Annotated in this window: 12 protein-coding genes and 6 pseudogenes; 3 read left to right on the forward strand and 15 right to left on the reverse strand. The window is 37.5% G+C overall.

Annotation, left to right across the window (positions count from 1 at the left end; translation table 11 throughout):
* Positions 1–3: 3 nt before the first annotated feature.
* From WG932_RS16645 to rbfA, 3 genes and pseudogenes are all read right to left on the reverse strand, one after another.
* Positions 4–2,937 (reverse strand): annotated as a pseudogene (locus tag WG932_RS16645) (DEAD/DEAH box helicase).
* Between the two features lie 98 nt (positions 2,938–3,035).
* Positions 3,036–4,258: pseudogene (locus WG932_RS16650) on the reverse strand (FtsX-like permease family protein).
* 73 nt (positions 4,259–4,331) lie between these two features.
* Positions 4,332–4,718 (reverse strand): 30S ribosome-binding factor RbfA, encoded by a 387-nt coding sequence (rbfA, locus tag WG932_RS16655; protein ID WP_014019167.1) that lies wholly within the window; start codon positions 4,716–4,718, stop codon positions 4,332–4,334.
* A 172-nt stretch (positions 4,719–4,890) separates the two neighbouring features.
* On the opposite strand from rbfA, the gene WG932_RS16660 reads away from it, so the two are divergent.
* Complete coding sequence (locus tag WG932_RS16660; protein WP_483084734.1) at positions 4,891–6,210, forward strand: hypothetical protein; 1,320 nt, start codon at positions 4,891–4,893, stop codon at positions 6,208–6,210.
* Positions 6,211–6,232: 22 nt separating this feature from the next.
* On the opposite strand, the pseudogene rpiB reads toward WG932_RS16660, so the two are convergent.
* From rpiB to WG932_RS16675, 3 genes and pseudogenes are all read right to left on the reverse strand, one after another.
* Positions 6,233–6,666, reverse strand: a pseudogene (gene rpiB / locus WG932_RS16665) (ribose 5-phosphate isomerase B).
* Between the two features lie 10 nt (positions 6,667–6,676).
* Positions 6,677–7,522 (reverse strand): twin-arginine translocase subunit TatC, encoded by an 846-nt coding sequence (tatC, locus tag WG932_RS16670; RefSeq protein WP_014019170.1) that lies wholly within the window; start codon positions 7,520–7,522, stop codon positions 6,677–6,679.
* 11 nt (positions 7,523–7,533) lie between these two features.
* Positions 7,534–8,801: pseudogene (locus WG932_RS16675) on the reverse strand (serine hydroxymethyltransferase).
* A 448-nt stretch (positions 8,802–9,249) separates the two neighbouring features.
* On the opposite strand from WG932_RS16675, the gene WG932_RS16680 reads away from it, so the two are divergent.
* The gene (locus tag WG932_RS16680; RefSeq protein WP_014019172.1) at positions 9,250–9,621 is read left to right on the forward strand and encodes a hypothetical protein; all 372 of its coding nucleotides are present in this window, start codon (positions 9,250–9,252) and stop codon (positions 9,619–9,621) included.
* 74 nt (positions 9,622–9,695) lie between these two features.
* Positions 9,696–10,619, forward strand: a complete 924-nt coding sequence (locus WG932_RS16685; protein ID WP_149392053.1) for an AEC family transporter — start codon at positions 9,696–9,698, stop codon at positions 10,617–10,619.
* Positions 10,620–10,625: 6 nt separating this feature from the next.
* On the opposite strand, the gene WG932_RS16690 is transcribed toward WG932_RS16685, so the two are convergent.
* The 9 genes and pseudogenes from WG932_RS16690 to WG932_RS16730 all read right to left on the reverse strand — a co-directional run bounded on the left by WG932_RS16690 (position 10,626) and on the right by WG932_RS16730 (position 20,580).
* Complete coding sequence (locus WG932_RS16690; protein ID WP_483084735.1) at positions 10,626–13,388, reverse strand: AsmA family protein; 2,763 nt, start codon at positions 13,386–13,388, stop codon at positions 10,626–10,628.
* A 582-nt stretch (positions 13,389–13,970) separates the two neighbouring features.
* On the reverse strand, positions 13,971–14,579 hold the full coding sequence (locus WG932_RS16695; RefSeq protein WP_014019175.1) for an NADPH-dependent F420 reductase: 609 nt from the start codon (positions 14,577–14,579) through the stop codon (positions 13,971–13,973).
* Between the two features lie 224 nt (positions 14,580–14,803).
* A complete protein-coding gene (locus WG932_RS16700) occupies positions 14,804–15,601 on the reverse strand; it encodes an inositol monophosphatase family protein (RefSeq protein ID WP_483084736.1) in 798 nt (265 codons plus the stop codon).
* Position 15,602: 1 nt separating this feature from the next.
* Positions 15,603–16,283: a 16S rRNA (cytidine(1402)-2'-O)-methyltransferase gene (rsmI, locus tag WG932_RS16705; protein WP_014019177.1), complete on the reverse strand. Its 681-nt coding sequence runs from the start codon at positions 16,281–16,283 to the stop codon at positions 15,603–15,605.
* A 7-nt stretch (positions 16,284–16,290) separates the two neighbouring features.
* Positions 16,291–16,521: a 4a-hydroxytetrahydrobiopterin dehydratase gene (locus tag WG932_RS16710; RefSeq protein WP_014019178.1), complete on the reverse strand. Its 231-nt coding sequence runs from the start codon at positions 16,519–16,521 to the stop codon at positions 16,291–16,293.
* Positions 16,522–16,532: 11 nt separating this feature from the next.
* Positions 16,533–16,799 carry a DUF493 family protein gene (locus WG932_RS16715; protein ID WP_014019179.1) on the reverse strand — a complete coding sequence of 89 codons (267 nt, stop codon included), beginning with the start codon at positions 16,797–16,799 and terminating at the stop codon, positions 16,533–16,535.
* A gap of 97 nt (positions 16,800–16,896) precedes the next feature.
* Positions 16,897–19,010, reverse strand: a pseudogene (locus WG932_RS16720) (SurA N-terminal domain-containing protein).
* A 94-nt stretch (positions 19,011–19,104) separates the two neighbouring features.
* Positions 19,105–20,363 (reverse strand): annotated as a pseudogene (locus WG932_RS16725) (hemolysin family protein).
* Positions 20,353–20,580 carry a hypothetical protein gene (locus WG932_RS16730; RefSeq protein WP_483084737.1) on the reverse strand — a complete coding sequence of 76 codons (228 nt, stop codon included), beginning with the start codon at positions 20,578–20,580 and terminating at the stop codon, positions 20,353–20,355. The pseudogene WG932_RS16725 and the gene WG932_RS16730 overlap by 11 nt, the downstream one beginning before the upstream one ends.
* Between the last annotated feature and the right edge of the window lie 46 nt (positions 20,581–20,626).

The raw sequence follows: 20,626 nt of genomic DNA on the forward strand, positions 1-20,626 counted from the left end.
TTATCAGTCAAGTAAAGCAACGATATCCTCCTGATTCAAGCTTTTAATAAAACTCTCTTCGGTACTAATCAGCTCTCCTGCAAGGGCCATTTTCCGCTCTTGAAGTTCCATTATTTTTTCTTCAACAGAATTACGGGTGATAAACTTATAAATAATCACTTTATTTTTTTGTCCTATTCGGTGTGCTCTATCAATGGCTTGGGCCTCTACGGCAGGATTCCACCAAGGATCCAGCAAAAATACATATTCTGCTTTTGTTAAATTAAGCCCTACTCCTCCTGCTTTCAATGAAATCAGAAAAACTTTGATATTTGGGTTCTCTTGAAAGGAAGCCACTTCCTTTTGCCGATCTACTGTCGCTCCATCAAGATAGGCGAAAGGTATTTTTTCATCCTTAAGAAATTCCTTAACGATGCCAAGATGCTTTACAAATTGACTAAATATTAACACTTTATGACCTTCACTGACAGTAGATTTCACCATATGAGAAATGTCTTCCAATTTCCCCGAATCTCCAGCATAATTATCATCGGCCATTTTAGGATGATTGGCCATTTGCCTCAATTGAGTTAGTCCACGCAATAAAGTAAGGGATTTTTGGGATTTACCCAACATACTGGCTTCATCAATAATCTTCTCTCTAAAATAGTTTTTTACATCTTCATAAGCCTGCTCTTGATCAGGAGTCATTGAAGAATATTTCACGTTTACTACTTTTTCTGGCAGATCTGTAGCAACTTGAGATTTCAACCTTCTCAAAATAAAAGGCTTGATCATGGCATTGAGTTTCAAAATCTTATCTTTGTCGTTCTTTTTTTCAATGGGCAATAAAAACTGCTTTTTAAAAGCTGTTTGCCCTGCCAAAAGACCTCTATTAATAAAATTCATCTGTGACCACAAATCCATTGTCCCATTTTCCACGGGTGTACCCGTTAGTATTAGTTTATGGTTACTTTTCAATTGAATCACAGCCTTGGAAATTATACTGTCTGGATTTTTTATAGCCTGACTTTCATCGAGAATAATGTAATTGAAATAAAATTCATTGAGAATGTTTATATCTAATCTTGTAATTCCATAGGAAGTAAGCACTAAATCATAGCGTTCAAAAAGCCTACAATCCTTAATTCGCTGGGTTCCTGTATATATTAATATTTTTAATTTGGGCGTAAATTTTCTTGCTTCAAGCTCCCAGTTGTAAATCAAGGAAGTTGGCATAACCAGCAATGAGGTAGTACCTTCCGAGCGCTCCTTCTCCATGGCCAATAAGGCCAATGTCTGAACGGTCTTACCCAGTCCCATATCATCTGCCAGACAACCACCAAAGTTGTATTCATTGAGGAATCGCATCCAGTTGTACCCTGCTTTTTGATAGGGTCTTAAGGTTCCCTTAAAATAGCTAGACAATTCATAATCGTCAATTGTAGAAAAGTCCTTTAACTTGTTTAATCTCTCACTTAGACCGAGTTTAAGCAGATTTCCCTTTTCCAGCTCTTGTGCCAAGGCTATATGGTGTTTTTTTAATTTGTATTTCCCATCCTCATTCTGTTCGTCTTCAATAAATGAAAAAATCTCCCCATAATTCACAAACCATGATTTTGGAATGATCCCAACTTCTTTATTTGGCAATTCTATTTCTGACTTCCCCTTAAGCAATAACTTCTTGAACTTTTGAAAGGATATTTCATAGTCACCAAAAGATATGACTGCCTCTACATCAAACCAGTCAATTTTCTCTTTTATATTAACAGAAATCTTGGCGGTACCCATAAAATATTTCTTTCCGCTGTCGCTGGTTGTTTGTTTAATTTTTATTCCCAAATCTTCCAGCTGGGGTCTATTATTAATTATCCAATCATAGGCTTCCCGTTTGGGCATTGACTGTCTCCCTACACGAACTGCCAGTCCATTGTTTTTCAAAAATCTCCGTAGAAGCTTTCCTTTTTTAAATTTCTGACAACTTTATAAAAGACATATTCATCACCAATTTTCTCAATCTCAACATTGGTAGGTTTGACCTGGTCTGCTCTAAAAGAATAATCTCCATAATGATACCTTAGATCAAATACCATTTTTTCTTCATCTTCATCAGCGATCTTTTTCCAAACATATCCACTGTAGGATTCCTTGGCAACTCGCCCAGATACAATACAGGTTCAGGATTGTCTCGTGCTACTTTTATTTCAAACCCTTTGGCATACACATCGAATGAAGCAACAAGTTGAGTGACAAACTTCCGGTAATAAGAATCTTCGACTTTTCGGGGAATGACAATAAACCTTTTGTTTAAAAAAGGCCTCAATTTTTTCCCATCTACAGCTTTTTCAAAGCTCACTAACATGGAATCAACTACCAACCAAGCAGGTTGGTGGCAAATTAAATAACTGCCTTTATACTGCCACTCCAACTTTTCGCCTTGGTATTTTATTGTAGGAAAGTAGTGGGTATTTTCTTCATTTCTTCTAAAATGAAATAATACGGAAGCTTTTTCAGGCATAATGGCTATTTCTTTCCATACAGGATTTCCATCATTTCCCATTTCAAAAAGCCGCTTGTTTTGGATTTTATCCAAAATCTTGGCCCTTGTAATTTCAAGTTTACCTTCTATTAGTTTCTGAACTTCCTTGTTAGACTGGGTCACATGATCTTTATCAAATACCTTCCTTAAAAACTCTTTAGGCTTGGTATTTTTTACATTGTACTTTTTGACAATGGCTTCCTGCTGCATGCTATCCATCAGCTTAATTAATTCCAAGTCTGTATCATCTAGCCCTTCCCCAAACTCTCTTGCATTTTGATAAGAAATATTCTGGTAAGCAAATGACAATCTTCCTTTCTCATCCAATTGGATAGCAAAAGATTCAAAAGAATCCCCAATAACTCGTGGTTAAATAGGGAATAAACGATTTCAAATGGCTTATCTGAAGCTACTTTCATTAAAACAAGATTTAAACTAAATGGTGCTTTTTTAAAAATTGGCAGTTTGCAAATTACAGAATTATTTAAAAGAAATAAATAAATACTGCATTTAAACCTTACAGATGAAGGGTAGTCTTCACTTTAGATGCAATCAAAGCCGGTCTATACGAGGCTATGATGGTGATTATTACTACACTAACACTTGTATATAAAAAATCTGTCCATTGCATTTTCACAGGATAAGCGTCTACCACCGACGAAGTCACACCCAGCGATACCAATCCATAATTGTCTTGGACCCAACAAATCAAAAATCCTAAAACCAGGCCAACCAAAGCTCCTGAAAAAGCAATGATTGCACCTTCTTTTAAATAGATGGAACGTATCAATTTCTTTGTCCCTCCCATGGCCAAAATAACGGCTATGTCTTTTTTCTTCTCTATAGCAAGCATACTCAATGAGAAAAATATATTGAAGGATGCCACGGCCAAAATAAAAGTAAGGGTAAGGAACACAAATAGTTTTTCCAACCTAATGGTCATCAATAGACTTGCGTGTTGCTCATCACTATCTTGTACTACAAACGCTTCTCCTAGTAATTGTCTAAGTTCGGTCTTCACTTTTTGAACATTGTAATCCGGAGAAACCATTATTTCCAAACCTGTTCTTCGATTCCCGTACTCCAATAATTTGGAAGCAAAGCTCAAAGGAACGATCAAATATTCATCATCGATTTGCTTTTCAACACTAAAAATACCTGCAGGCTGGATCACTTCCCTATTGTACATACTTGAGGGGTCAAGCTTCCTGACTTCGGATCCTTGGGATAAAACACCTGGATCAGCTCAAATTCATTATCCAGGTTAAGTAATAAAAAATATGACAGCCCTCGCCCAATCAAAGCCCTTGGTTTCTTTTCCTCTCCCAAGCTCATTTCCCCACTAAGATAGCCTGCTTTAAACCTATCTTGTGCTATAAAATTATCTGAAACTCCTTTTAATGTGGCCACCACCTGATGATCTCCGTATCGTACCAATGCATTGTCTTCGATTACTTCAGTTAGAATCTCCACGCCTTCTATGGCTTCAATTTGCTCAATAAAGACATCATCTACTTCAAAAGACTTGCCTTCCAACGGCATCACCTTTAGATCAGCATCAAAGGAGGCATACAAGCCTTTGATCAAATCCTCTAAGCCATTAAAGACTGACAACACTACCACCAAGGCCATGGTCCCCACAGCAACGCCTACCATCGATATTCTCGACAAAACGGTGATAAAATTTTTCTTGGCTTTACTTTTAAAATACCTTGATGCTATAAAATAGGAGAGATTCAATGCTTGATTTAATTAGCCTTGTTGATTTTTCAATAACATTCTTAAAAATGAAAATATTAACCCATACTTACAACTAAATGTTTTCATCGTCATCTTCATCTTCTTCCGGGGCTTCGGGGATGTCAAGTTTAGAGATCACAGCATCCATATGTTGAGCGTACGCAGCAGACTCATCCAAGAAGAAGGCCAATTCGGGAATAACCCTTACTGATTTACCAATTCTTCTCCCTAAAAATTTTCGGATTTGGCTCTTGTTATCATCCACTTTATCAATCAATTCTGCAGGATCAGCCAACAAGAAACTCAAATTAATTTTTGCCAATCCCAAGTCAGGACTCATTAAAACACGGGTCACTGTGACCATCGCCTTATCCACAATAGGCCTTCCCTCTTTCTGAAAAATTTCGCCCAACTCCTTTTGGATCAACTTAGAATATTTTTGTTGTCTTTTACTTTCCATTTTTAAATATTTAATCGTTACAAATTTAGTGAAATATACGGGTAACCTTTAATTTCGTAAATTGAGTTTAAAATAAATATAGACCTTGCTGGAATTTTTCAAAATTAATGACCCGTTTCGAATGATAGGAATTCTAATCCTTTTCATTCTATTACAAACACCCTACTATTTAATGGAGATTCCTACATTGCAACCGGAATTTATCTGGAAACTTTTAGGGCAACAAATCAATTCAGGAGATATACCCTATGTGGCTATCATTGACAATACCGGTCCATTATCAGCTATGGTTTATTGGTTCAATGATATCCTATTTTCTAACTCATGGCTCTCCTTCCGTATGATTGCATCAGCCATCATTTTTTTCCAAGTATTTTATACCAATCATATGTTCATTGAAAACAATGCTTATGATGAATCCAATTATCTCCCGGCATTTTTTATGCTGTTGTTGTACCAGCTTTCTTTTGACTTCATGACCCTCTCCCCTGCTTTAATGGGGAGCACATTTGTTCTGTTGGCCCTTTCAAAATTATTAAGTCAAACCTCAGTCAATACAAACACCGTACCTTCTGTCCTACTTATGGGGATATATGCGGGAATTGCCTTTTGTTTTCATTTTCCTTACCTATTATTTTTACCCCTATTAATTTTTTCAGGATTACTTATAAATGGATTTTCCTTTCAACAACTCGCACTTATTCTGACAGCATTTTTATTACCTACAGCCTTCTGTGCCTTGTTTTTCTTTTGGCATGACGCCTTATCAAACTTTATAGAAATGTATTTTACGCTAGCCTTAAAGCTGGAAAAAATCTACCATGTCACCTACAAAGATCTCGGCTATATATTTATGTTGCCTTTACTCATCGCAATCATGGGATATTTGAAAAACAATATCCTAAGAAGGTTGACAGTCAATCAACAAAAACAAAATCAATTGTTTTTGCTTTTCCTTATTTTTAATATAGGAATGTTTTTTTTAATGGATAGGGTTAGTCCCTTCCAATTTATTAGCATCATTCCGGTTTTGACTTATTTTATCACACATTTTTTCTCCATTGCAAAAACCAAACTTGTGCAAAACGTATTGGGATATAGTTTATTCCTAATACTCCCTTTAATGGGATACAGTTGGACCTTCTATTTGCTTAACGACAACTCTTTTAGCAGTTATAAACTGGAAAACGTAGGGTCTTACGGTATTCCTGACAATGAGAAAGTAATGGTTTTGGGTAATGACCTAGCTCCCTATCAGCACACAAACATGGCCAGCCCATACCTTAATTTTAGGCTTACGGAAATCTATTTTGAAAAGATGGGGCAAATGCAAAGAAAGACAAGGTTTTACCGAGACCTTAAAAAAGAGCAACCGACAATCATTATTGATGAGGCCGGTGTATTCGATGATTGGGTCAAGGATCTTCCAAAAATAAAACCCCTATACACCAGATCTAATAATGGTCTGATATATAGGGGTAATCAGGAATAAACCTGAAATCTTTATTTTATTATTAGCAGGGAATTTTGTCCACTCTTCGGGCATGTCTTCCTCCTTCAAACGCTGTAGTAAGGAATGTCTCTACCATTTTCTCTGCAAGTTCAAAGCTTACAAATCTTGCAGGAATAGAAATAAGGTTTGCATCATTGTGTTGCCTTGAAAGGGCTGCCAATTCCTCATTCCAGCAAATGGCCGCTCTAATTCCTTGGTGTTTATTGGCAGTAATGGCCACTCCATTGCCACTGCCACAGATGATTATCCCACGTTTCATTTCTCCTGAAGTAATTGCATTACACAAGGGATGGATAAAATCAGGATAATCCACTGACCCCTCAGAAAAAGGACCAAAGTCCTTTACTTCATAGCCTTTTTCTGGAGGACTTCTATCAACTTTTGTTTATAGGTGAATCCTGCATGGTCACCTCCTATAGCGATTATTTCTGACATAACTATTGATTTATAACTCGTCTTCCAGTTCTTCTTCTCTGCGCTTTCTTTCCAAACGTTTGGCGATAATAATACCTGCTTCGTAAAGCACCAAGATAGGCATGGCTATCAATATTTGACTGATCACGTCCGGTGGAGTGATTACTGCAGACAATACCAAAATTACCACTATGGAATGCCTTCTGTATGCCTTAAGCATTGCCGAAGATACAAGTCCGGCCTGGGTTAAGAAATAGATAACAACAGGAAGTTGAAACATTACCGCAGAGGCCAACACCAACATGGACAAGGTTGATACATAAGATGTAATATCAAACTCATTCGCAATAGAAGGGTCAAGCTGGTAGTTGGAAAGAAAGTTAATTGATAGTGGAGATAAAATAAAATACCCAAAGCTCGCGCCCATGAAAAACAGTAAACTTACAAAGAAAACTGCTCCTCTTGCAGCATTTCGCTCCTTGGCATACAGCCCAGGACTAATAAATCTCCATATTTCCCAAAACACATAAGGAAAAGCAGCAATCAAGCCTACCACCAAACTGGAAGTAATGTGCATGGAAAACTGCCCCGTCATTTGTCTGCTTTGAATGATAAAGGGAAGCTTCTCAATACAAAGGGCAGGAAGATAAAATAGTTCAGATAACTTACAAAGCATCCTGTAAGTCACAAAATCTACTTTTGAAGGACCAAGAATTACCTGACCAAACACAAACCCTTTGGAAAGAAATGCCAGGACCATGAAAATTAGAATCGCTGATATCGATCGCAGTAAATGCCATCTCAACTGTTCTAAATGATCCAAGAAGGACATGCCATTCTCGTCTTCCTCTTCTTCGTTATATTGATCGAGTGCCACTTATTTTTAATTTAATATAAAGGAAATTGAACCATCCAGTCGTTAACAGTCGCTTTAATCTCTGCTAGCTTTGCCTCATCTTCATGATTCATAAGTGACTGATCGATCAAATCCACAATTTTCAACATATCTGCTTCTACTAGCCCACGTGTAGTAATGGCTGCAGTACCAATACGCATACCGGAGGTTACAAATGGAGACTTAGTATCAAATGGAACCATGTTTTTATTAATGGTTATATCCACTTTACCAAGTGTATTTTCTGCAATTTTGCCTGTTAGGTCTTTGTTTCGAAGATCAATCAACATAAGGTGGTTGTCTGTACCTCCTGATATCAATTGGTAACCTTTTTCAACAAATGCGTCAGCCATCACTGCAGCATTTTTCTTTACTTGAATGATATATTCCAAATATTCATCAGAAAGTGCCTCTTCAAAAGCAATGGCTTTGGCAGCAATAATGTGTTCCAATGGACCTCCCTGTGTGCCCGGGAATACCCCTGAATCCAATAATGCTGACATCTTCCTTAATTCTCCTTTTGGATTTTTAAGACCAAATGGATTATCAAAATCTTCTCTCATTAGAATCAAACCACCTCTAGGCCCTCTAAGGGTTTTATGAGTAGTAGTGGTTACCACATGGCAAAATTCCAGTGGATCATTCAGCAAGCCTTTGGCTATAAGTCCTGAAGGATGTGAAATATCTGCAAGTAAAATTGCTCCTACCTCATCCGCTATGGCCCTTAACCTTTCGTAATCCCAATCACGACTGTAGGCAGACGCGCCACAAATCAATAATTTAGGATTAACTACTTTGGCTTGCGCTTCAACTTTAGCATAGTCGATCACGCCTGTTTCTTCCTCCACACCATAAAAATGAGGATCGTAAAGCTTTCCGGAAAAATTCACCGGTGAGCCGTGAGTAAGGTGGCCACCATGCGAAAGATCAAAACCTAAAATGGCATCTCCAGCTTTTAAACAAGCTAAAAACACAGCTGCATTGGCTTGTGCTCCTGAGTGAGGTTGAACATTAGCCCAGGTTGCTCCAAAAGAGCTTTGGCTCTATCTATTGCAATCTGCTCAATATCATCCACTATTTCACAGCCGCCATAATACCGTTTCTTGGGAAGACCTTCAGCATATTTATTGGTAAGCACGCTTCCTGCAGCTTCCATAACTTGCTTACTAGTGAAATTTTCAGAGGCGATCAGCTCTATTCCTCTTTTTTGTCTGTCCTCCTCCTTTGCTATCAGGTCAAATATTAATTGATCTCTTTTCATGTAATGATCTGTTCTATTCACTGAGTTTACACCCTTCCTTACTTACGTAGAAAGAATGTAAATCAGACTTGATTCTAATTCGAATGCCAAAATTACTCTTAAACAATGTATAATCCAATTGTCTTTTCAATTTGATTGTTGGTAAAATCAATATATTTCAAGCTTTTGTAACCAAGAATCCTATCAATCCACTAAGCCCAAGAAAATAATTGCTATTTTTTGTAAAAGCCTAGGACTATTTAGTATGAAATAGCTGATCGTCTATCGTGGCATCAAGCTTCTTATAGGTGAAAACAAGTTTGAATTTATGCATAGACTTCAAGGATACCATTCAAAGCCCTACGACTGCAAGGCACTAAAAAGAAAATTTTTCTTAACCTCAAATCTATTGATAAGCGCTATGGTTTTATTTCGATTTAGCGGTTAAATGACATATATTTGCCTGAATATGAATTTTGACTTTCAACCAAAGACGTATTTCAATGAAACTGCTGCCAATGCACTAATAGCAAAGCTTACTTACCCCGAAAGTCAATGGGGAGAAGAAATTTGTATTTTTGCCACTACAGTAGATGGGGTTATTTATTTTGAAATAGTCGATTTTTATGGAAATAACTATTCTATAAAGCCCAGTGAATGCAGAGATCCCTTGCCATTACAGGAATTGATCCTACTGATAGAATCAATGGAGGTGAATAAGAAAGGGGAAATGGGAGCAATTAACGATACCCTCTTGGGCATTCCCGTTGCGGAAAGCACGCTTTACCCACAGTTAAAGCATTACTTTAATCAAAAGAGAAACCATTTTGGATTCGTTTGAAAAATTTTGCAGGCCTTTTTATTTAAAATTAGTTTACGGATCTGATTTCACTTTGGCCCAAAGACTCCAGTACTATGGCAAACATACTTATCGTTATCACCTCAATTCTAATTGGTTTAATTCTTCAGAAAGTCAGAAATTTCCCGGTCGAAGCACCTAAGGCATTGAATGCCTATTTGATTTATGTGGTTTTACCTGCAGTCTCATTACTTCACATTTCAAAATTAAATCTTGGTCTGGAATTACTCCTACCCGTATCGGTGGGATGGATAATTTTCACCATTACTTGGATATTATTCGGCTACTTAGGTAAACGTTTTGGATGGGATAAAAAAACAATTGGATGTCTCATTATTTGCGGTGGTCTTTCCAATACCGGGTTTATAGGCTACCCTGTGATCGAAGCCATATATGGGGCTGAAGGGCTGAAAATAGCTGTCCTTATTGATCAAACCGGCTCTTTTTTGGTAGTCAGTAGTTTGGCCATCATTGTAGCCTCTCTTTATGGTTCAGAAAAAATGAGGAAAAGAGATATCTCTAAACAAATGCTACTCTTTCCTCCCTTTTTATTTTTTATTTTGGCGCTCTTACTAAATATATTTCAAATTGAAATCAAAGGTGTAGTTGAAAAAGTACTAGAGAGTTTCTCTGCTACCCTTACCCCCATTGCTTTAATCGCCGTTGGATTACAAATAAAAATTAAAGTATCAGACATCAAAGACAATTACCTTTGGTATGGACTTGCCCATAAACTGATCTTAATCCCTACCTTAATATATGCCATTTATCATTGGATCCCGGCGGATAACCCGGACCAAAATTTAATTTTTAAAGTAAGTGTCATGGAAGCGGCCATGGCCTCCATGATCACATCATCAATTATTGCCACCAATTACAACCTTCGCCCAAAGCTCGCTTCACTTCTTGTGGGAGTTGGGATACCACTCTCTGTAATCACCTTAACCTTTTGGTTTTACCTCTTAGAATATTTTCGCTAGTTTCTATTATTCAGGATTAGGGGTTTCCTTCTCTTCTGTAGTTGCCGGTTTATTCCTATTGGTAAATCCCTTAAGAAGGTTTTTTACTTCATTTACTGCTTTTTCTTTGGTCTGGTCCACCAATTTAGATGCTTCTTGAACCAAACTGTCTTTGGCCACTTCAGACTTCTCCTTAAATTCTTGTTTTAAACTATCTTCTTTTGCTTTGAAATCAGCAGCAATTTTTTCTTGTACATCTTCTTTTGCCCCACCAACTCTACTTTTCAAGGCATTAGAAATATAACTATCCAGCGTCTCAGAAGATGCCAATCCAACATTAGGACGTGCATAACTACCGCCAATATTAAAGGCCAATGGTACCTTGGTATCTGACAAGTCAGTTCCAACTAAATTGGTAACCAGCCCATTGATCTTTGATCCAAACTTACTTGCAGGCACGTCTATGGCAACCAGATAATTGATCCTACCATCAAAGCCGGTACTACCTTGAATCTTCGCAGGATAATCCCATAACTGCAATTCAAACGGAGGTATGTTCAACATTCCATCTTCAATTTTAGCTGAAATATTCATTGGCTTTAAACTAATGGTGGCTGTATCATCCAGTTTGGTCAAGCTAGTAATGCCTTGAATAAGTGGACTGTCCTTGATGGCTGTTTCAGCCAATTTTATTAAGCCGGAACCATCAAGGCTTGATAAAATCGGCATCATGTCTTGGCCAAGTAAACCGGAAAAAGAAAATTTAGTAGAAAAATCCCCTGTTACATGTTGCGCTATAGGTGCAAATGTTTGAACCGTCACAAATGATTTGAAGGCATCTTGCACACCCAACTTGCTAATATCTAAAGTCATGTCAAATGATGGCTTGGTAATGTCTTTGGAATTGTAACTACCATCAAATGCGATTGAGCCTCCCAACATATCTGTCTTAAAACCTTCCAGAGAAAGTACGGCATCCTTTACCTTCATTTTCCCTTGAGCATTATTAAGCGTAAGGTTGTCATAAAGGATTTTGTCTGCCTTCACATCCATTACAAAATCGATATTGTCTGGCAATGCAATGACCTCCATAGAGGTAGTGTCTTCACTAACACTTTCGGATTCAGTCATCCATTCATTCACATTAAAATTACTTGAATAAACCGACAAATTGCCTTTAAGCTCATTCCCTTCATCACTTAAAAGAAATGCCATATAGTTGGATAAAGTACCTGAAGCTTCCACAGGACTCTCTCCAAGCCGGGCATCCATTTTGGTAAGGTTAATGGCTTTAGGACTAAAGTTGGCAGAAGCTTCATTTATCCTAACTCCTTGTGGATAATCTTTATCTGCGTAATAAAAGTCATTGACCACCATTTCACCCTTGGTATCGAGAGCACCGAAGCGGTTAGCCTCAATGGCTGCATAACTTCCTTTTGCATCCAGGTCTGCCTGAATTTTGCCCTCCAGCAAGACATCTTCCATAGGGATAATTGTAGCAATCTTACCTAAGTCGATAGCCCCATGAACTGCAAAATCGTAATTCATCTCCTCTAGGTCACTAAACTTTAAAGCCCCATCAATTTTCTCCCCTTCCAATTCGAAGCCAAATGAAGGAATATTTATGGCAAAATCATTCATCTTACCTGTATTATTATTCGCTATGGCCCGAACATTGATATTATCAATAGGGGCCGGATAGGCAACACTTTTCACATATCCATTTGACAAATCAATATTCGCATTGATAACAGGAATAATTTGGGCCACACTATCATACCTCCCTTTGGCAGTAGCATCAATGGCCAGCTGCCCTTTTAACTCCATGTCTTCGATTGGGAATATTGAAGTCATTTCCAACAAGTCCAATTCACCTTTGAGTTGGCCATCCATTTCATAACTGACCAAATCTTTTATTTTTAGACGTCCTGAAACAGGTTGTTCACCAAATTGAAGCGAAAAAGTAGAAAGATCAATGCTCGTATAATCTAAATTGCCGGATTCATTGGCAATTCTTAAATCCATATTTACATGTTGGACAGGCCTTGGAAGATCAGGATACTGAAACATCCCCTCTTTTATAACAAGGCCAAATTGAAAAGAAGGAAATGAATTCTCATTATAGGTTCCTTTTAATGCTCCTGAAAAGTCCATCTCACCGGATGTTTTCAATGCATCAAAAGAAGACGAATAAACGCCCGGAACCAAAGAAAGGGCACTTTTAAAATCATTGTCTTGCCCATAAAACTTGGCATCCATCTCAATATTTTCTCCGGGCATGGCTAGATAGCCATCCACTCCAAAACCAAAATCGTTTAGTTTAAAAGTTGCCTCATTGACCCCGAACTTCATGTTTTCAAGATCTACATTGATTTCAGAGTCTATGGCAAGCACTTTATTAGTCAAATACTCCACGCCTTCATACGCAACATTCACAATATTGCCCTCCCCGACTACCATAAGATCATAAACATCAAGGGCAAGATCTCCACTGCCTTCAAAATTCATTTCAGACATAACCATTAAGAAATCCAGAGACCGGTCATCATATATGAAGTCAAGGTTTTCAATTTCGATTAAATCAATTCCCAATTGAAAGTTTGACGATGTAGTGTCTACTACCTCTTCTTCTTCACTTGAATACATAATGTCATAATTGGCCTGCCCATCTTCTAAAACCTTAACATAAAATTGGCCATCCTTCAAGCGAATACCTTCTAAACTTGGGTTGTCACTAAAAATAACCGACCAGATATCCAAATCAACCTGCATTTCCCCAACATTTACCAAGGTGTCATTTTGGAATGGTGGATTGCCTTTGATACCAAAATCCCCTAGACTTGCAGAAAGGCTTGGGAAGTTGCTAAAAACACTTAGACTAACTTTATCTCTATCATAGTATACCGTCGCATTTACACTCTTGTCCAGCTCTTCGTCGAGCTTATCAAAGATTTTATCTTTGAAAAAAACGGAACTGCTACCAAGACCAAAAGAATGAGTGCAAATAATGCAAAAATAAAATAAGCTATTTTTTTCATGGCGTTTGTATTAATAGAAAAATTTAAACTTTTAAGTTATTATGATCCAAGTTCCTTTAAAAGGCTCCCATACCGGATTGATACTTTAAACGAAAATAGGCAATAAAGTTACTTGGGCGTAGTCATTTTTTTATGACAAAATCCTCTTTTAACTTGAAATAATTTAGGTAGGTTAAGCAATATTATCTGACCTATTTATTAGTTCAAGGTAAAAAAAATTTCAATTCAACAGGACATGTTACAATGAATGTTCTATGCTCAACTATGAACAACAAAAACGATACCGATAAAAATAAGCATCTTAAAAAATAATTAAAAATTTAAATTGCAATTACTAAACTGACATTAACCTAAAATGACAATCACCGGCTTTGGCTGAAGATATTTCCTTACTCAGATGATAAACAGCCTCAAGCAAGGGCGCATTTTTTATTGCCCCGGCATCAATTGCTTTAAACCCTATCAATTCAATTAATTTCTTTACAACCAGTTTATCTTTGGTGTTGTCTCCGCAGAAATAAGTTTCTTTAATTAATTCTAATGGATCAGATTTGGGATAATCTAGTCCAAGGTTATTGAAGGCTTTAAAAACGTGCTGATGTCCTGTTTCTTGCCTAATAAGTGTAGTATTACAGACAACACTTTCATCATTTACTCCATTTGTACTGTCGACAATCAACATTTCTGGTGAACTGTATTCTTTGATATACTTACATACCACCGGTAAAAACTCATTTTCACAACATATGATCACCACATCCGAGTTTGAAATCACTTCTGCATAGTTTAAAACATTGTGGTTATGCATTTTGAGAATTCTCCACTCTACTTTACGTGTACTGAATCCCTCCCTTACACCAAAAGCCACATTCATTCCTCTAGAAATAAACTTATTGCCTAGGTTGGTCGCCAAATTAGTACCGCCTAAAATTCCTATATTCATGTTATTCGAATTGTTAAATAGTGAACAGCCTATTTCGGTAAAATACGCGATGCTCAGCTAAAGTTGAACGAGGGGTGATAAGTCCGAAAAACAGGTTGTTTTTATTAAATAATTGAAAACTAATCAATTGTAGCTAAATTACAAATTATTTTTTTACATATGAAATTAATTTCTTTGAATTATGTTTTTTGCAGTTAATCACAGGCAATAAGAAGCAATTCCTCTTATTTTTGCAGGAATTTTTCGGAAAGTGCTTTTTCTAAAGCCCCATGAAGTTTGGAATTGGAGGCCAATATCTGTCCTCCAAAGATAAAATCCTCTCCACCGGAGAAATCGGTAACTTTTCCACCTGCCTGCTTTACTATTAATGCACCCGCAGCGACATCATAAGATTGTAAATTATATTCCAAGTAGCCTTCCACGCGTCCACATGCTACATAACATAAATCTACTGCGGCAGACCCCAAGCGACGAAGGCCATGACTATTTTTAATAAAGTATTTCAGTAATTGTAAATAAGCGTCCAGCTTACCTCCATCATCATAAGGAAAACCTGCTGCCACTAAACTATTCTCCAGTTCACCGGCTTCGCTAACTTTGATAGGTTTTCCATTGCATGTAGATCCTGCTCCTTCATAAGCTGCGTAACATTCATCAAGATTGATTTCATACACCACACCCACAATGATCTCCATACCCCTTGCAAGTGCAATGGACACGGCATACATTGGTATTCCATGAACAAAGTTGGTGGTACCATCTAAAGGATCTACAATCCAAGTAAGAGGCTTATTATTATCAGACCTTGTTCCTTCTTCTGTGATAAAACCCGCTTCAGGAACAATTTCAGCCAACTCTTTGACAACAATCTCTTCCGCACCTTTATCCACATAGGAAACCAGGTCATTAAATCCTTTTTGTTCTACTTTATTAAGGTTGAAATTTTTGCTTTCTTCTCTGATAAATGCACCCGCTTTTCGGGCAACACCTTCTACTTTTTTAGTAATTTCTTGAAGATTCATATTAAATTTTTCCTGCAACTGTTAATACTATTTCACCTTTGAGGGTGTGGGTTGTAAAATAATCTATAAGTTCTGTAAGGCTTCCCCTTACATTCTCTTCATGAATTTTAGTCAATTCCCTGCTTACACATGCCTCTCTATCAGGACCGAAAACTTCAGAAAATTGATTTAGCGTCTTAATAAGCCTGTAGGGCGATTCATAAAACACCATGGTTCTACGTTCTTCAGCCAGACTTTCAATTCGAGTCTTTCGACCTTTCTTATGGGGTAAAAAACCTTCAAAGACAAATCTGTCATTGGGAAGTCCCGAATTAACTAGGGCAGGAATTATGGCAGTGGAACCAGGCAAACTTATAATCTCAATATCAGCAGCAATTGCTTCTCTCACCAGAAGAAAACCCGGATCAGATATTCCGGGAGTACCGGCATCGGTTATCAACGCAAAAACAGTGCCTTGCTTCATTCTTTCAATCAGTCTGACAATGCTCTTGTGTTCATTGTGAATATGATAACTCTCTAAAGGACGCTTGATTTCATAATGTTTGAGAAGCTTTCCGGAGGTTCTTGTGTCCTCTGCCAAAATCACATCTGCTTCCTTAAGGGTATCCAAGGCCCTTAAGGTAATGTCCCGAAGGTTCCCGATGGGTGTAGGTACTAAATATAGGCCAACGCCTGAATCCATGGACATATTATATTAAACGGTCTATTGCTTGGGCTAAATCACGATCCTTCTCCGTCACTGTATTTCCTTTGTCGTGTGTCGTAAGTTCAATGTGCACTTTATTGTACGTATTGCTCCAATTGGGATGGTGTTGCTGAGATTCTGCCAAGAGAGCTACTCGGGTCATAAAGGCAAAAGCTTCGCTAAAATCTTTAAACTCAAAAGTTTTAATTAATTTATTATTGGCTTCTTTCCACATAAATCGAATATTTACAGTGCAATTACTCCTTTAATTTTTGCTGCTTTTTCGTAAACGTCAATAATTGATTGGCTATTAGGCATCATTGATTTGATCGTCACGCTAACGTATTTCCCCTTAGAAGATGGCTTTAAAACCATCTCATTGTTGGGCAACAATTCTCCAATCTCATTTTCTTTGCCATTGGGTACAATAAATTTAAACATGTACAAAGTAGGGAAACTGGTTTCTTTTTCCAGTTTCTCTTTAAAGGTTGAATTATTCGCTATTTTTTCCATCAATTAATCAACCAATTTTTTTTAAAATTAAATCCCTAGAAAGCAAAAAATCCCATTCTGATATCAGAATGGGATTTTTTTTAATCTTTTAAGTAGCTTAAAAGAACTTGTACCTATAATCTTTCACTCCGGCAAGCTCTTCCATTGCCATCATTATCATATATGCAGTTCTTTGAGAAGCACTTGCTGTAATTTCATTTTGGTAACGGGTGTAATCTGCAATCTCAGTTGCCGGTATAAGGCTATTAAGTTTGGCTACGATCACTCCTATATCTTCGGATATCGGTTGGGTAATATCTCCAGAGTTTTGGAGACCAAATACTGCACCTATTGCTTTTGGAGCAAATCCTATACCCGGTAATACACTGGCATTCATCTTCAAATCCGGAGTTGTTCCAATAGAAGCATCAGGATAGACCTCTTTGATAGCTTCTAAAGTTTCCAACCCTTTGATTTTCTCCTTTATTATTTCTGCTTTCTTTTCATTTCTTAAGGCTATGGTTGCTTGTGCCCTAATTTCAGGATTTTCAATGGTTCCTTCTCCTTCCTCAGTCTTGCCGGTCAATAAAGCAACAACATATGCATCATCCAGTTCAAAAACTGTGGAAACTTTCCCAATAGAAGCATCATTAAAAGCCCATCTCACAATTTCTCGTGCAGAAGTCATATTGTTTAGCGTCCTTGCATTGGCTCCCACATTATTGGCCGCCAATACTTGGTAATTTTCGGTACTGGCATTTTCCTCAAAAGAAGCTGCATCATCAGAATTGGCTGCAAAGAAATCTGCATTTCTGAAAATATCATTTCTAGTTATATCACTAGCAATAAGTTCAAGCTCAAGTACTGCAATTTTCTGATGCTTTGTTTCCGGCAATTCAGTAACCTTAATGATATGGTATCCATATTCGGTTTCCACCAACTTATTGATTACCCCAAGAGATTTGGTAGCAAAAACCGCATCAGCAAATTCTGTTACAAAGTTGTCTTTAAAAACCATCCAAGATCTCCGCCACGCTGAGCTGTTCCGTCTTGGCCATACTGTGCAGCTGCAACCTCAAAGTTTCCGGTCTCATTCACCTCATCCAATACTTCTTGAGCCCTTGCTTTGACCTGTGCTTTGCCATCTTCATCCATCCCTTCGGTACTCAAAAGGATATGACTAGCCCTCATTCTGGCCGCACCTTCGTAGCTATCAGTTATTTTATAACTCACATAACTTGAATTATTACTTAAGAATGGGCCATAAACAACACCTACTTCAGGGTTATCCACGTTATTTGTAAAATTCACCGGCAATGGATCCCCGGGATAAACAGTAATAAATGGATTAGCTGCTTCAGAGTTTCTAATTACAAAAGCAGAATCTGATGGAGTCTCTTTGAGCTCAACTGTTAAGCTTTGAATAGTTTCCAAGGTAGTAGCAGAATCTTCAGCACTCGGCTGTAATGGAAAGCGCACATACTTTATGCTTCTGCTTTCTTCCACTTTATATTTATCTTGGTTTTCATTGATGTAAGATTTTATTTCACCCTCTGAAAGAGAAACAACAGAATCAGATACAGCATAGTAAGGGATCTGAATATGGCTTACGTCCGCAATGGTATTGGCCATCTTGTGTTGCATTTTGGCTTCCACGGTAGTTGCGTACTCAGAAGTAGCCAACATATTGTCGTATTTGATTCTTAATCTGGAGTCTGCAAACAACTGTTCTTGTTGCGCCCAAAACATTTGTTGTTGTGGATCGGCAGTTTCTAGCGATTGAAGAAATGTGATCAACTGAGACCTGTCAAACTCCCCAGTTTCCGGGTTCGTTAATTGTCTTCTCAGTTCTCCGATGATATTTTTACCTTGAACCATGTCAACAAGCTCTTCATCAGAAACCTTTAAGCCTAACTCTTCATATTGTTGGGCAAAAATTTTCTCCACAATAAGCGCCTGCCATGCTTGATCTCTGATACTGGAAAGCTCATTCTCAGAAGGGTTTCTTCCTGTGTTCTGCTGAAAACTGAGTTTGGTTTGTTCAATTTTCTGAACATATTCTTCGTAGGATATGTCCTCTCCTGCAATTTCGCCAACAGTCGTTCTGCTGGATCCCAATAACATAGAGTTGGGTCCTAAAAGGTCGCCTCCTACTAAAAAGAATATAAGTCCTACAGCGATTACACCGATCGCAAGACCTGTTCTTTGTCTTATTTCTTTAATTAATGCCATTCTCCTATTTTTTGAAGTGTCGCAAAATAATTACATATAGTGGTAAATTCAAAATATTACCGCATCTATAAATAAAGTATTTCTACAACGTTGGTTATTCTATCTTAATTTTTACAGTATCTATTCGATGATCTTGCTTGGAAACGATGGTAAAAGTAAAAGGTCCATAGCTCACAAACTCTCCTTTTTGAGGAATACTTTCTGTTAGGGAGAGTATAAATCCCGCCAGTGTTTCAAACTCTCCTTCAGGCAAATTCCATTCATATTTTTCATTCAGGTAATCAATTTCATGTCTAGCGCTGAGCAGATACTCTCCATCAGCTACTTTTTGATCAATTAAATCATCGTTATCATATTCATCTTCTATCTCCCCAAAAATCTCCTCTATGATGTCTTCCATACTTACTATTCCGCTTGTACCACCAAATTCATCCACTACCAATGCAAGACTCTTTCTTTCTTTAATAAACTGTACCAATAATTCATTGGCCAATGCAGACTCAGGAACAATAATGATGGGCGTCAAGATATCTTCTATCTCTTTGGGCTTTTTAAATAGCTCGAGATGATGACAATAACCTATTACATCATCAATGGTTTCTTTATAAATTATTATTTTTGAATGTCCGCTCTCTACAAACAATTCTCTTAAATCAGAAATAGGATCTTCTACTTCCATCGCGACGATATCTGTACGCGGAACCATGCATTCTCTTACCTTTACCTTTTTAAAGTCTACAGCATTGTCAAAGATTTTAGCATCTATGTCAATATCCTCCCCTTTGGTATCCATATAGTTTTGGATAAAACTATTTAAATCTGTGATGGTATATGCAGGTTTATCATCATTGTAGTCCAAATTAAGTACCTTAACGATCACAAATTTAGACAAGCCAACTACAACCCATACCACCGGATACATTAAATAGTAGATCACAGCAAAGGGCAAGGAGAAAAAAGCAAGCAGCCTGTTAGGGTTCAGGATAAAGATGCTCTTTGGGATAAATTCTGCAGTAACCAATACTATCAGTGTAGACAACATGGTTTGTACAATCATAATCCCTGCTTGGGTATTGATGGCTTCAGGTAAAAACAAACTCAAAGGTGGCTCTAACAAATAAGCCATGAAAATACCATAGAGAACCAAACTTATCGTATTTCCCATTAGGGAAGTACCAATGAACTGCCCGGGGTTTTGGATAAATCCTGCTAAAATTTTTCCGGAAATTTTCCCTTGTTTTCCCTGAAGTTCTATCTGCAAACGGTTCGCAGACACAAAGGCAATTTCCATCCCTGAAAACAAAGCAGAAAAAACAGACTGATGAGTACTAAAAGTAAATAATTACTGTCCATTAATTTTTCTTGCGTTTACTTTTATGCTTACTCGGTTTTTTTCTTTCGGCTCAGTCTCTTCCATTTTATTCCTTTGGTACATGTGCCAAAACAAAAGCACTAATGCAAACATGAAAAATGGATAAGAAGCCACAATTCCTGCCTTTATGGTTAAATGAGCCCCTATCACCACCAAGGCAGCTGCTAGAGATAACAATACAGCACTACTTATTTTCATATTAATATTTTAGAGAACATTATTTATAACACCTGTCACTTTTGTA

Source organism: Cyclobacterium sp. SOCE241, from assembly GCF_056867545.1.